The 13,063-nt window shown below is 69.1% G+C and carries 14 protein-coding genes; 11 read left to right on the top strand and 3 right to left on the bottom strand.

The genetic code is table 11. The features are described 5' to 3' along the window. Window positions 1-22: 22 nt before the first annotated feature. Window positions 23-580, top strand: a complete 558-nt coding sequence (locus tag QHF83_RS45925) for a hypothetical protein (RefSeq protein ID WP_282424473.1) — start codon at window positions 23-25, stop codon at window positions 578-580. 42 nt (window positions 581-622) lie between these two features. On the opposite strand, the gene rnk is transcribed toward QHF83_RS45925, so the two are convergent. The 3 genes from rnk to QHF83_RS45910 form a co-directional block, all read right to left on the bottom strand. Then, complete coding sequence (rnk, locus tag QHF83_RS45920) at window positions 623-1,042, bottom strand: nucleoside diphosphate kinase regulator (protein ID WP_282424472.1); 420 nt, start codon at window positions 1,040-1,042, stop codon at window positions 623-625. A 41-nt stretch (window positions 1,043-1,083) separates the two neighbouring features. After that, the gene (locus QHF83_RS45915; RefSeq protein WP_282424471.1) at window positions 1,084-1,224 is read right to left on the bottom strand and encodes a hypothetical protein; all 141 of its coding nucleotides are present in this window, start codon (window positions 1,222-1,224) and stop codon (window positions 1,084-1,086) included. A gap of 142 nt (window positions 1,225-1,366) precedes the next feature. After that, window positions 1,367-1,582 carry a hypothetical protein gene (locus tag QHF83_RS45910; RefSeq protein ID WP_282424470.1) on the bottom strand — a complete coding sequence of 72 codons (216 nt, stop codon included), beginning with the start codon at window positions 1,580-1,582 and terminating at the stop codon, window positions 1,367-1,369. A 203-nt stretch (window positions 1,583-1,785) separates the two neighbouring features. On the opposite strand from QHF83_RS45910, the gene QHF83_RS45905 reads away from it, so the two are divergent. The 10 genes from QHF83_RS45905 (at window position 1,786) to QHF83_RS45860 (ending at window position 13,006) form a co-directional block, all read left to right on the top strand. After that, window positions 1,786-3,960 carry a VIT domain-containing protein gene (locus tag QHF83_RS45905; RefSeq protein ID WP_282424469.1) on the top strand — a complete coding sequence of 725 codons (2,175 nt, stop codon included), beginning with the start codon at window positions 1,786-1,788 and terminating at the stop codon, window positions 3,958-3,960. Beyond that, window positions 3,960-4,526: a sigma factor gene (locus QHF83_RS45900; protein WP_282424468.1), complete on the top strand. Its 567-nt coding sequence runs from the start codon at window positions 3,960-3,962 to the stop codon at window positions 4,524-4,526. The genes QHF83_RS45905 and QHF83_RS45900 overlap by 1 nt, the downstream gene beginning before the upstream one ends. After that, window positions 4,523-4,762: a hypothetical protein gene (locus QHF83_RS45895; protein ID WP_282424467.1), complete on the top strand. Its 240-nt coding sequence runs from the start codon at window positions 4,523-4,525 to the stop codon at window positions 4,760-4,762. Before QHF83_RS45900 ends, QHF83_RS45895 begins: the two co-directional genes overlap by 4 nt. Window positions 4,763-4,821: 59 nt before the next feature. Further along, the gene (locus tag QHF83_RS45890; protein WP_282424466.1) at window positions 4,822-5,451 is read left to right on the top strand and encodes a hypothetical protein; all 630 of its coding nucleotides are present in this window, start codon (window positions 4,822-4,824) and stop codon (window positions 5,449-5,451) included. A gap of 29 nt (window positions 5,452-5,480) precedes the next feature. Then, window positions 5,481-6,341 (top strand): MYXO-CTERM sorting domain-containing protein, encoded by an 861-nt coding sequence (locus QHF83_RS45885; RefSeq protein ID WP_282424465.1) that lies wholly within the window; start codon window positions 5,481-5,483, stop codon window positions 6,339-6,341. 475 nt (window positions 6,342-6,816) lie between these two features. Next, window positions 6,817-8,850 (top strand): hypothetical protein, encoded by a 2,034-nt coding sequence (locus QHF83_RS45880; RefSeq protein ID WP_282424464.1) that lies wholly within the window; start codon window positions 6,817-6,819, stop codon window positions 8,848-8,850. A 258-nt stretch (window positions 8,851-9,108) separates the two neighbouring features. Next, window positions 9,109-9,615, top strand: a complete 507-nt coding sequence (locus tag QHF83_RS45875; RefSeq protein ID WP_282424463.1) for a VOC family protein — start codon at window positions 9,109-9,111, stop codon at window positions 9,613-9,615. A 329-nt stretch (window positions 9,616-9,944) separates the two neighbouring features. Next, window positions 9,945-10,283 (top strand): hypothetical protein, encoded by a 339-nt coding sequence (locus tag QHF83_RS45870; protein ID WP_282424462.1) that lies wholly within the window; start codon window positions 9,945-9,947, stop codon window positions 10,281-10,283. Window positions 10,284-10,390: 107 nt separating this feature from the next. Beyond that, on the top strand, window positions 10,391-11,080 hold the full coding sequence (locus tag QHF83_RS45865; RefSeq protein WP_282424461.1) for an HAD hydrolase-like protein: 690 nt from the start codon (window positions 10,391-10,393) through the stop codon (window positions 11,078-11,080). Between the two features lie 39 nt (window positions 11,081-11,119). Next, window positions 11,120-13,006 carry a M2 family metallopeptidase gene (locus QHF83_RS45860; protein ID WP_282424460.1) on the top strand — a complete coding sequence of 629 codons (1,887 nt, stop codon included), beginning with the start codon at window positions 11,120-11,122 and terminating at the stop codon, window positions 13,004-13,006. Window positions 13,007-13,063 lie beyond the last annotated feature (57 nt).

Genomic DNA, 13,063 nt, shown 5'->3' with positions numbered 1-13,063 from the left:
GCATTTTTCTTACGGAGGTTCCATGAGTGATGGCATCAACAAGCTCTTCCTGAGCGATCCCGTCTTGTTCTTGCGAACCCACCCCTTGATCTCGGTGCCGGCCCCTTCGCTCGCCATGCAGAAAGGCATCTGCGAGGTCAACCTCATCATCAAGTCGAAGCACAACAACATGCCGGCCGTGACGCTGGAGAAGGTCCCCGCTGGCGCCAAGAAGAGCTTTTCTTCGCATGCGTTCAAGGCTCATTACCTGGCCTGGCAACAGGACGCCGAGCCCGTCCTTCAACTGGGCGCCGGCGCGGATTACTTCTTCACCGCGGGCCTCACCGGCTGCCGGCTCGTGATCACCCCGGGCCCGATTCCCACCGTGAGGCACATCGACGGGGGCAAGTTCACGAACCAGCAAATGGACGCCCGCTGCAATGTCCGCTCCGCCGGCAACTTCAACATCACCCGATACTGGGACAACGGCAACCACTGGCTCAGCCACGTCATCGGCGTCCGCAAACGAACCGGCTGGCATTTCTACGCCCAGGATACGAACTACAACAGCGTGCCGCCGTTCATGGTCACCCAAGTCTGATCCCGACACGCCCGCGGGCTCTCCGGCGCGACACGATCGTCGTCAGAGCTCGAAATTCCCCGCGGCCTCGGGCTGATAGGGCACGGCGAGCACGCGCAGCCGCTTGTGGCCGGCAGAGGGCATCGGCCACGTGATGCCCTGACCCACGGAGAGCCCGAGCAACGCCGTTCCGATGGGCGAAAGGACGGACACGCGCCCTTCCTCGACGCACGCGTCCCGCGGATACGTGATCACCACCTCGCGGCGCTTTTGCGTCACCTCGTCCAGATACAGCACCAGGCTGTTCATCGTCACCACATCGGGCGGCACGGCCGGCGGCGCGACGAGCTTGGCGCGCGCGATCTCCCGGTCGAGCGCCTCCGCGGCCGCGCGTCTTTGGCCTTCGAGGTGCAGCTCGACGATCAGGCGAAGGCGCTCTGCATCCTGGGTGGTGATCACGAGGCTCGGAGCGATGGGGAACATGGGCGTGGACCTCCCGGCACATGAAGAGGAATGCTGAACGGTCATTCGTCCGGCTCGTCGTCCTCGCCCTCGTCGACGAGGACCCCGGCGAGCGACCGCAATCCGACGACGCAAGACACGAGAAGCCCGAGCTTCACGAAAAGCACGAGCTCGGTGCGCGTGAGAAAGTACGAAAACCTCATCGTCCCCTCCTGATCGAAATCGCGGACGAGCGGCATCACGAGGCACGCGCGAATGCCCGGATTCCCGGCACTCACTCGCGCGCAAAACGAGGGCAAGCGATCCGCGCCGGCCGAACGACCGGCCTTCGCGACGCTGCCCCGGCTATGACTCGGCGCGCTCGGGCGGAGGGCCCCTCGCCAGATCAGGCGCCCGCAGCTCGATTCCCGAGCGCCTCGGATCGAGCCGATCGGCGGCCTTCACGTGCTTCGCGCGGCTCATGCCACGCCCGAACATCAGCAGGCCTGGATCTGGAGGCTCGTTCACGTCGCAGCCGCTCACGGTTCGCGCTGCGGAGCTCTTCTCCGGGGTCTTCGTCATGGCGGCCGACGCTCGTCCCTCAACCTTCCGAGACACCGGCGAGAAAGGCAAGCGTAAAGATTTCGCCGCTCGTCCTCGGGCGCGCGCTTCATTCGCCCCCGTACGAACCGACCGTCCATCCCGTCTGGTCACCTCGCTCCGAAGCCCGTACGATTTTTTGTCATCAGCCTGCGGCCCCCCTCGTTGGTCGGGCGGAGGCACCGATGACCCTGTCACTCTTCTCCCCCAACGCCCCCTCGTCCCCGCACCTCGCCCCGACCGCGCCCTCGAACGGCGCGCGCCTCGTCACGACCGACGGCCGCGCCCTTCCCCTCCGCGGCACCACCCTCCAGGCCGACGCCAAAGGCGGCATCGCGCGTGTCGTCCTCGCGCAGCGCTTCGCCAACCCGCACGACGAACCCCTCGCGGTCACCTACAGCCTCCCGCTCCCCGCCGACGGCGCCGTCAGCGCCTTCTCCTTCCGCATCGGCGATCGGCGCATCGTCGGCGACGTCCGCGGCCGCGCCGAGGCGCGCGAGCGGTACGAGCGCGCCCTCGTCGAGGGCAAGAGCGCCGCGCTCCTCGAACAGGACCGATCGAGCCTCTTCACCCAGGAGATCGGCAACATCCCGCCCGGCGCCGAGATCGTCGCCGAAATCGTCATCGACCAGCGCCTCGCCTGGCTCGACGAGGGCGCCTGGGAGTGGCGCTTCCCCACCGTCGTCGCGCCTCGCTACCTCGGCGAAGAGGGCCGCGTCCCCGACGCCGCGCGCATCACGCAGGACGTCGCCGACGGCCCCCTGCCCGCGCGCCTCGGCCTCACGTGCCTCATCCACGACCCCCTCGCCGCGGGCAAGCAGCCCGAATCGCCCTCGCACGCCCTCGAAATCAGCGGCGACCCGAAGCAGGGCGTCGTCGTCAACCTCGGCGCACGCACCGGCGCGCGGCTCGATCGTGACCTCGTCGTCCGCTGGAGCGTGGCCACCCCGAAGGTCGGCCTCTCGCTCGACACCTCGCGCCGCGCGGGCGACACCTCGCAAACGGCCCACGGCCTGCTCACCATCGTCCCCCCGGCGGCCTCGCCGGCGCGCCGCCCCGTCACGCGGGACCTCGTGGTCCTGCTCGACACGAGCGGCTCGATGCATGGCGAGCCGCTCGATCAGGCCCGCCGTGTCGTCTCCGCCCTCATCGACACGCTCCGCGACGACGACCAGCTCGAGCTCATCGAGTTCTCGAGCGCGCCGCGGCGCTGGAACGACGCGCCCGTCCGCGCGACCGACCTCGCCAAGCGCGAGGCTCTCGCCTGGCTCCGCGCGCTCCGCGCGTCCGGCGGCACCGAGATGCGCGCCGGCATCCTCGAAGCGCTGCGCGCGCTCCGGCCCGACGCACAGCGCCAGGTCGTCCTCGTGACCGACGGCCACATCGGCTTCGAGGCCGAGGTGCTCCGTGCGATCTTCGACCGCCTGCCGGCCTCGTCGCGCCTGCACACGGTCGGCGTCGGCTCGGCGGTGAACCGCTCGCTCACCGCGCCGGCCGCGCGCGCGGGGCGCGGCATCGAGGTGGTGATCGGCCTCGGCGAGGACCCGGAGCGCGCCGCCGCGCGCCTCGTCGCGCGGACCGCGGCGCCGGTGCTCGTGAACCTCGACATCACGGGCTCGGTGCTCGTCGAGCACGCGCCTCTGCGCCTGCCGGATCTCTTCGCCGGCGCGCCGGTCCTCGTCGCGCTCGCGCTCCGCCCCGAGGGCGGAAGCCTCCTCGTCCGCGGACAGACCCGCGAAGGAACCTGGGAAAAGCGCCTCGACGTCCCCGCGATCGAAGCCGGCGACGACAGCCCCGCGGCGGCGCTCTTCGGCCGCGAAAAGGTCGAGGACCTCGAGCTCGCGCTCGCCCGCGGCGACGATCGTCGCGCCATCGACGACGCCATCGAGCGCATCGGCCTCGATTTCAAGATCGCCACGCGCCTGACCTCATGGATCGCGGTCACCGAAGAAGCGACGGTGGATCCCGACGACGCGCTCCGGCGCGAGCGCATGCCGCACGAATTGCCGCACGGCATGTCGGCGGAGGGCCTCGGGCTGCGACCGGCGCGCGCGGCCGAGGGCGGAAAGACGAAGGGGAAAATCGACCTCAAAGCGAGGCTCGGCAAGACGGCGGGTCCGATCGCGGGGCCGGCCCCCTTCCCCGAGAAGCCTGCCGGGCTCTCGGCGCCCCGCGCTCTTCCTACCGTGGATGCGCTGGCGACCGCGCCCAAGAAGAGCGCCTCGCGCCTTCCCGTCGTCCTCCTCGTGCTCCTTTTGCTCGCGCTCCTCGCCGGCTTGCTTTACGCCTTCCGCAAGCCCGCCTCGCCGGGCAAGCAGGGCCTCTTGCCTGCGCCCGTCACCTCGATCGCCCCCGTGTGATGCTCGATCTCGACGTCCACCTCCCCGCCATCGCCGCCGGCGACGCCGACGCCTTCGGGCGCTGGATCGCCGGCGCCGAAGGCCGCGTGCGCGAGAGCCTCCGGCCCTACGCGACCCGCGTCGACACCGAGGCCGTCCTCCAGGAGACCCTCCTCCGCGTCTGGCAAGTCGCGCCGCGCCACGTAGCGGACGGCCGCCCCAACAGCCTCGTGCGCCTCGCCATTCGCATCGGCAGGAACCTCTGCATCGACGACCTCCGCCGCGCCCGCCTCGCGCCCGTCGAAGACGAAGACCTCGACGAGACGCGCCTCGAGACCTTCGAGCCCCGCGCCCCCGACCCGCTCCTGCGCAAGGTCATCGCGCATTGCCACGAAAAACTCCCCGACAAGCCCGCCGAGGTCCTCCGGGCCCGACTCGCGAGCGGCGGCGCCGAGCCTGACGAGACCCTCGCCGAGCGGCTCGGGATGCGCATCAACACCTTCCTCCAGAACTTCACCCGCGCGCGCAAAATGCTCGCCGAGTGCCTGGAGAAGCACCACGTCGACCTGGAGGCAGAGCTACGATGAGCGGCAACCCGGGCGACGACCGCGACGTGTTGATCGAGGCCCTCGCCGGCGCCTACCGAGCCCGCGGCCCGCTCGGCGAGGTGCGAACCCACCCGGCCTTTCACGACCTCGACGAGGCGGGTCGAGCCGAGGCGTTCGAGCTCGCGCGCAGGCAACGCGTGATGGAGGCGGCGCTCGATCCGGAGGGACTGTCGACCACGGCCCGGGCGGTGCTCACGCGGATCCGCGGCGGGTAATCGACGACTCCGAGCCGACGAACTCGTCCCTGCCGGCGCGTGCGTGGTACCGTCGCGCCATGCACGACGTCCGTTCCACCCCCAAGGATCGCCGGAGCACGGCCCGCCGCGCCGTGGCCCTGCTCGTCACCGGCTTTGCCATCGTCGCATGCGGCGGAAACGCGAACTTCCCCGACCAGCCCGACGTCACGACCGCGCAGGCCGCATGGTGCGACGCCCTCGCCAAGTCCGAGGGTCCGGGCGGCGCCTGGGATCGCATGACCGAGTGCCGCTCGGCCTCCCCCAAGGCCTCCGCGGCGTACATCCGCGTGATGACGAAGTGCTACTTCGAGCGCGTCGAGGAGGCGAAGAAGTCCGGTGATCCCGCGGCCGCCGATCGCGCCCTCCTCCTCTCCGAGTGCAACGACAAGGCCCTCGTCGACCTCCCGATGAGCGGCCCCGGCGTCGACGAGGTCATCGACGCCCGCTGCAACCGCGCCACGCGCTGCGAGAAGGTCGAGTTCGCCGAGTGCAAGGCCGCGATGAAGCGCCTCGAGCCGGCGCAGCAGGCGATGTTCACCACGCGGTACAACGCAACCGCGCTCCACGACATCGCGAGCTGCCTCGGCGGCGGCTGCGGCGACAACGAGGAGCAGGCCCAGGCCGATTGTTACAAGGGCGCCGAGGACAAGCTCCTCTGGTTCCCGTGATCCCTCGAACCTGATAGGTTGGTCCCACGATGAAACCAGCGCGTATCTCCGATGGGGGCTACGCTCGGACGAGCCGAGCTACGCCCCCAAACCCCCAATGTTCGCCGCGCCGTACGGCCTTCATCCAGGCGCTCTTCGCCGCCCTCGCGCTCGCATTCGTGCTCTTCGCGCCGACCGACGCGCGCGCCGCGGGCACCGTCACGCTCGCCACGCGCGAGCCCGAGGAGGTGAACGGCAAGTGGAAGCTGAACTTCACCATCAACTACGGGGCGAAGCCGGACATCGCGTACATCCCGATGATCTTCAGCTTCACGCCCACCGTGCTCTACGAGCGCTCGCTCACGGACCAGTCCCCCGAGCGCCCGCTCCTCACGAAGCTCCCGCTGAAGAACCAGCCGAGCATCAACGAGAGCATGGACGTCGGCTTCTCCGACGCGAGCGGCAAGGTCTTCAACATCACGAAGTTCGACTTCGTCATCCGTCGTGACAAGGGCTTCGAGGCCGGCGAATACGATCTCAAGATCACCCGCCAGACCGACGGCGCCCAGATGGGCCAGACCATCAAGCTGATCCTCAAGGGCGACAACCCCGTCGTCGATCGCCGCGCCATCGTCTTCGCAGGCGAGAAGAAGAAGAAGCCCGAAGAGAAGAAGCAAGACGCCTCGGCCGAAAAGAAGGAAGGCGAAGGCGAGCCCGCCGCCGCCGAGGCGCCCCAAGAGCCCGCAGCCACCGGCGAGACGCCCACCGAGGCGCCCCCCGCCGAGCCCCCCAAGCAAGGCGGCTGCGGCTGCCGCGTCGCCGGCCTCCCCGCGCCCACCGAAGGCGCCTCCCTCGCAGCCCTGCTCCTCGGCGCCGCCGTCGCGCTCCGCCGTCGCACCTCCCGCCGCTGAGGCGCCTCGCTGGGGCGTTGCCCCAGGCCCCACCAGGGGCTGTCCGCCCCTGGACCCGGACCAGCGCAAGCGCTGGACCCGGGGTCGATGAACTGCGCTCCGTGCAGTTCATCGAACAGGCCGAGTCAAGACCAGCGACGATCCTGCCAACCAAGACAGCGGCGCTGCCCTTTCGATGGGCGAGGCGGTCCAACGGGCCCGTTGGAAGAACTGCGCACCGCGCAGTTCTTCCATCCCGAGTCCAGGGCTTGCCCTGGTCCGGGTCGAGGGGCGGATAGCCCCCGCGGGGTCCGGGGCAGCGCCCCGGCGCGACGCCTGCCGCTTGCTCCATCCTTCTGGTCACCCCGGAAACCTGGACGCATCAGGCCTTACCGTCGGAAAATTGCCACTTCGTCCTGCAGAGCTCCTCTGCTCAGTGGTATCCTTCCGACCTCGCCCGCCAGGCACGGCCGGCGATCCACACCGGGAGAACGGCATGCGCGGACGCTTTGCATTCCTTGGTATCGTGAGCTCGCTCGGCGCGGCGATGTTCGCTTATGGCTGCGGCGCCACCAGCTCGAACAATGGAGGCGACGGCGGCGACGCCGGCGATTGGAGCAGTAGCAGCACCAGTCAGGGCGGCCAGGGCGGCGAGGGCGGCTGCCTCTTCAATTGCGGCTCGGGCGGCATTGGGGGTGACCCGAACGTCCAGGCGCTCATCATCACGCCCCTGAATCCCACGCTGAACGTCGTCGACCTCAACAAGCCGACCCAGATCTTCACCGTGAAGACCCAGGCTGGCCAGGACGTCACGAACCTCGTCACGTGGGTCTACGAGCGACCGGACATCGGCGACATCACCGGCGCGATCTTCACGCCGACTGGCAATGTCGGCGGCACCGGCGTCCTCACGGCGAAGCTCAACAATGCCGAGGCGAACACCAACGTCACGGTCAACGTCAAGAAAACCGTCAACGCCGCGGGCATCGATCCTGCGCAGCAGGCGGCCTTCGACAACCCCATCGGCCCCGACCCGGGCATGTCGATCGTCTACCCGTACCATGACACCGTCTTCCCGCTCGGCGTCCTCGCGCCCGAGATCCAGTGGAACGGCGTCGGCGGCTCCGAGATCTACCGCCTCAAGATCACCGAGAAGCACATGGAGTACGTCGCGTACTTCCAGACCGGCGCGCCGGCTCGGTATCTGATGGACCAGAAAGACTGGGAGTACATCGGCTCCTCCGGCACGGGCGCGCAGAGTGACCCGGTCATGGTCCAGCTCTCGCGCCTCGCGTCTGGCGGCGGCGCGTATGCGCCCACGAGCCAGATCTGGCACGTCGCGCAGGGCCGCGTCCGCGGCGCCGTGTATTACTGGGAGCTTCCCGGCGCCTGCGGCGGCAACTCGAACGGCCGCATCCTCAAGATCAAGCCCGACTCCGCCACGCCCGAGGAGTTCTTCAATCCCGGCGGCTGCTGGGGCTGCCACACGGTCAGCCGCGACGGCAAGACCATGATGGCCACGCTCGACACGGGCACGCCCTTCCCGCAGATCACCGTCGACCTCACGCAGGTCCCGGCGCAGTACGGCGCGATCCCGCCCGGCTCCGGCCTCGGCGGCACCTTCAGCGCCTTCAACCACACGAGCGACAAGATCCTCGTCAGCAACGACGCGGCCTCGAACCCGAGCAACGCCATCCTGCGCATCGTCAACGCGGCCGGCGGCGCCGTCCTCAACAGCAACGCCATGGGCACTGGCTGCGGCGAGCCGGCGTGGTCGCCGGACGGCAACAAGCTCGCGGCCATCTGCGGCCTCGGCGGCGGCGGCTGGGTCTTCGACGCGTCGAGCGGCTACCTCGCCACCGGCGACGTCGCGGCCGACGGCGTCACCGTCAGCAACGTCAAGTCCATCGTCGCGCAGGCTGGCGCCCAGGGCCGCCCGGCGTACCCGAGCTTCACGTCGGACAGCCAGTACATCGCGTTCGGCCGCCCCACGTCCGGCTCGCGCTCGACGGGCAACGGCGACCTCTGGCTCGTCAAGCCCGACGGCACGGACCTGAAGAAGCTCGCGATCGCCTCGAGCGACAACAAGAGCTTCAACCCGGTCTTCGCCCCGCAGCGCGCGGGCGGGTATTACTGGCTCGTCTTCATCTCGCGCCGCGACTACGGCAACACGCTGGTCGGCACGAACCGCCAGCAGCTCTGGATGACGGCGATCGACGACCCGCCGACGGCCGGAGATCCCTCGCATCCGCCCTTCTACATGCGCGGGCAGGAGGGCTGCGGCCTCTCCGAGAACGCGTACATGGCGAAGGAGCCCTGCAAGGAGCAGGGCGAGAGCTGCGTGACGGGCGCCGACTGCTGCCTCGGCCAGTGCGTCAAGGACCCGTCGAGCGGCGCGTACGTCTGCGGCGAGCCCCCGCCGCCAGGCTCCTGCTCCGAGACCGGCAACGCCTGCACCACGAAGGCCGACTGCTGCAACCCGGTCGACGAGTGCATCGACGGCTTCTGCGCGCAGAAGCCGCCGAAGTGAGCGGCTGACCCTACCCTCCCCCTGCTCGATCGATCGCGCGTCGGGGTAGTCCCCTTCATCCCCCCTGCCCGATCGATCGCGCGTCGGGGTAGTCCCCTTCATCTCCGTGCCCTGTCGACCGGACTTCGGGGTGATCCCCTCGCCTCCGCGGGGCGTATGTCCACGAAGGCCGATATGCCGCGTGTATCGCTTTGGCGCGAAAACGATTGGACGTGGCCCTCCCCTTGCTTCACGAATGCCCTTCGGGGAGGAACCATCATGAGCGATATCCAAGAAAACCCCTTCGCGGGCCGCATCCAAGGAATCGATCACCTCACGTTGCCCGTCGGCGATCTCGCGGTCGCCGAGCGTTTCTACGTCGGCCTCCTCGGCGCGAAGATCGTCATGCGCGTCTCGCCCGAGTTTCTCGCCTCGCTCGGCCGCGCAGGCGACGCCGCTCGTAGCACCCACATCACCGTCCAGCTCGGCACGGCCCGGATCGACCTCTTCCCGCAGGGCCACGGCTGGCCGTCGGCCACGCAAGACCACCCGCACATCGCCTTCGCCGTCGCGCCCGAGGACATGATCCCGATGCAGAAGGCCCTCGAAGCGAACGGCGTCGCCACCGAAGGCCCGCGCCGGCTCGGCCCGCCCGGACACGCGTCCCTTTATTTCTACGATCCCTTCGGCAATCACCTCGAGCTCACCTGCATGGGCTTCACCGGCGACCTCCCCATCGGGGCCCCCGACATGCACGATCTCGCGCGGCGCGCCGGCCGCGCCTGAGACGACACGCGGCGCCCCCCGACGGCCACGCACCCTTTTCCCGTCGGAAGTTCGCCGAGTGTCGCAACGCCACATGCCTCCATTTGCCGAGCCCGAAGCCGCGTCGAAATGGCACGGCACTGCGCACCGGTCACCCTTGCGAGGCGCCCCCGTGCCCGCTCCGTCCTGGCGCAACCATTGCACTCTTCCACGACCAAGGGAGGGTTCTCATGAGAGCACTTGCAATCAGTACGGCGATCGTTGCTACGTGGCTGGGCGCAGCGTCGGCGTATGCCGTTCCGCGCGTCCTGACGTTGGCGGCCGACGGGACCGCGAGGGAGGAGGGGGCGGTGTCCGGCATCAGGCCGGCGTCGGAGCTCCTGGAGGGTTGCGCGGGCTTCATCTCCGAAGAGCCTGATTTCGAGGTGTCGCTGGACACGCAGCGGCCATCGCTGCGTCTGCGGGCCGAGGGCCCGGCCGCCACCGACCGCCCGATCCCCTCGGATCTGGTCCTCGTCGTCCAGCTCCCCGACGGCACCTACCAATGCAACGACGACGCTTCGGGGGAGGATTACCAGCCGCAGATCGACATCACGAACCCGGCGATCGGCACGTACCGCGTGTGGGTCGGGTCGTTCGCCACGCCGCAGTTCTCGTTCTCCGTGTCGAGCCCGCCTCCCGAGAGCTGATCCCGCCCCCCGCGCGTTCCCGCCTCTCCTGCTTTCGTGAACGCGAAACGAACCGCCGGCCGCACGCCGCGGGGAGCGCGCTCCTTCGTCTCTGGCATACTCCGCCCGTGCACCCCACCATCCTCCTCTTCGACATCGACGGCACCCTCATCGACACCGGCGGCGCGGGCCGTCGCTCCATGGAGCGCGCCTTCGAATGTGTCACCGGCCGGGCCGATGCGTGCGCGCATTTCTCCTTCGACGGCATGACCGATCGCGCCATCGTCCGCCGCGGCCTCGACGCCGTCGGCACGAGCGCCGACGAACCTGCGATCGACCGCGTCCTCGACGCCTACCTCGAAGCCCTCGTCGCCGAGGTCGCCGCCTCCACCGGCTACGTCACGCACCCCGGCATCGACCACGTCCTCGCGCACGCCGCTCGTTTTTCTCACATCGCGCTCGGCCTCGGCACGGGCAATGTCCGAGACGGCGCTCGCATCAAGCTCGACCGCGCCAGCCTCTTCGGTCGTTTCTCCTTCGGCGGATTCGGCTGCGACGCCGAGGAGCGCGCCCGGATCCTCGACGCCGGCGCCCGGCGCGGCGCCGAGCTGCTCGGCAAGGACCGGGGCGATTGCCGCGTCGTCGTCATCGGCGACACGCCCAAGGACATCGCCGCCGCCCAGGCCATCGGCGCCGAGTCGCTCGCCGTCGGAACCGGCAGGTTCGTCCCGGAAGATCTCGCGAAGGCCGGCGCCACGTTCGTCTGCGACAACCTGCTTTCGCCGAACGCCTTCGCAATGCTCTTCCCCGACGCCTAGTTTCCGGATTATACCGGGCAAAACCTCGGAGCCCGGTCCATGAAACAACACCCCTACGCCGCCCTCGCCCTCGTCCTCCCGCTCGCCGCCGCCGTCTTCGCGTGTAGCTCCGAATCGCCCCCGTCCCCGCAGGGCACGGCGGCGTCCGCGCCCGCGCCGGGCAAGACCCAGGCGCCCGCGGCCGAGAAGCCGCCGACGGCCGAGGAGGCGCACGGGTTCACCCTCCGTGTCAACGACGACTTGAAGAAACTCTGGACCGCCTCGGCGCGCGCGGCCTGGGTGAACAAGACGTACATCACGGACGATACGACGGCGCTCTCGGCGGCAGCCGAGGAAGCCAACATGGAATACCTCGGCACGGCGATCACGGGCGCGACCCGCTTCGACGGCCTGAAGCTCGACGAGCCCGTCGCGCGGCAGCTCAAGCTCATCAAGCTCTCGAGCACGCTGCCCGCGCCCCCGGATGCGAAGAAGCGCTCCGAGCTCGCGCAGATCGCCGTCTCGATGGAGGCCGATTACGGCAAGGGCAAATACTGCCCCCCGCGGCTCGAGGGGAAATGCCTGAACCTCGACGAGCTCTCGAACATCATGGCGAAGAGCCGCAAGTACGACGAGCTGCTCGACGCCTGGACAGGCTGGCATTCGATCGCGCCGCCGATCAAGGAGCGCTACACGCGGTACGTCGAGCTCGGCAACGAAGGCGCGCGCTCGATCGGCTTCTCGGACATGGGCGCGCTCTGGCGCGCCGGCTACGACATGACGCCCGAGGCGTTCGAGGCCGACACCGAGCGCCTGTGGACCCAGGTGAAGCCGCTCTACGACGAGCTGCATTGCCTCGTCCGGTCCAAGCTGCGCAAGCTCTACGGCGAGGACAAGATCGCCGCCAAGGCGCCGATCCCGGCGCACCTGCTCGGCAACATGTGGGCGCAGGACTGGTCGAACATCTACGACCTGGTCACGCCGTATCCGAAGGAAGCATCGATCGACGTGACGAAGGCGCTCGTCGACAAGAAGGTGGGCGCGATTGAAATGGCGAAGATGGGCGAGCGGTTCTTCACCTCGCTCGGCCTCGAATCATTGCCGAAGACGTTCTGGGAACGCTCCATGTTCGTCCGCCCGCGCGACCGCGAGGTCGTCTGCCACGCGAGCGCCTGGGACGTCACGTACGCCGGCGACATTCGCATCAAGATGTGCATCGAGCCGAAGGAGGAGGATTTCATCACCATCCACCACGAGCTCGGCCACAACTATTACTACGTCTACTACCACACGCTCCCGGTCCTCTTCCAATCGGGCGCGAACGACGGCTTTCACGAGGGCATCGGCGATACGATCGCGCTCAGCGTGACGCCGGGTTATCTGAAGACGATCGGCCTGCTGAAGGACGCGCCGGAGAACCCGAAGGCGGAGACGAACTTCCTGATGAAGCAGGCGCTCTCGAAGATCGCCTTCCTCCCGTTCGGCAAGCTCATCGATCAATGGCGCTGGGACGTCTTCGCGGGCAAGACGGCGCCCGACAAGTACAACGAGGCGTGGTGGAACCTGCGCCAGAAATACCAGGGCGTCGCGGCGCCGGTGCCGCGCAGCGAGAAGGATTTCGACCCCGGCGCGAAGTTCCACGTCCCCGGCGGCACGCCCTACACGCGGTACTTCCTGGCGCACATCTACCAGTTCCAGTTCCACCGCGCGCTCTGCAAGGCGGCCGGCCACACAGGCCCGCTGCACACGTGCTCGATTTACGGCAACAAGGCCGCCGGCGACAAGCTCAAGGCGATGCTGGCGATGGGCGCGAGCAAGCCCTGGCCGGAGGCGATGAAGGCCATCTCCGGCGAGACCCAGGGCGACGCGAGCGCGATCCTCGAATACTTCGAGCCCCTGCGGAAGTGGATCCGCGAGGAGAGCAAGGGCGAGACCTGCGGCTGGTGATGGGGAGGAAGGGGGGGGGGGGGCCCCCCCCCCCCCCCCCCCCCGGGCCCCCCCCCC

It is taken from the genome of Polyangium sp. 15x6 (assembly GCF_029960785.1).
Lineage (GTDB): Bacteria > Myxococcota_A > Polyangia > Polyangiales > Polyangiaceae > Polyangium.
The sequence above is the reverse complement of the archived record's forward strand: the minus strand, read 5'-3'. Positions and strand labels throughout refer to the sequence as shown.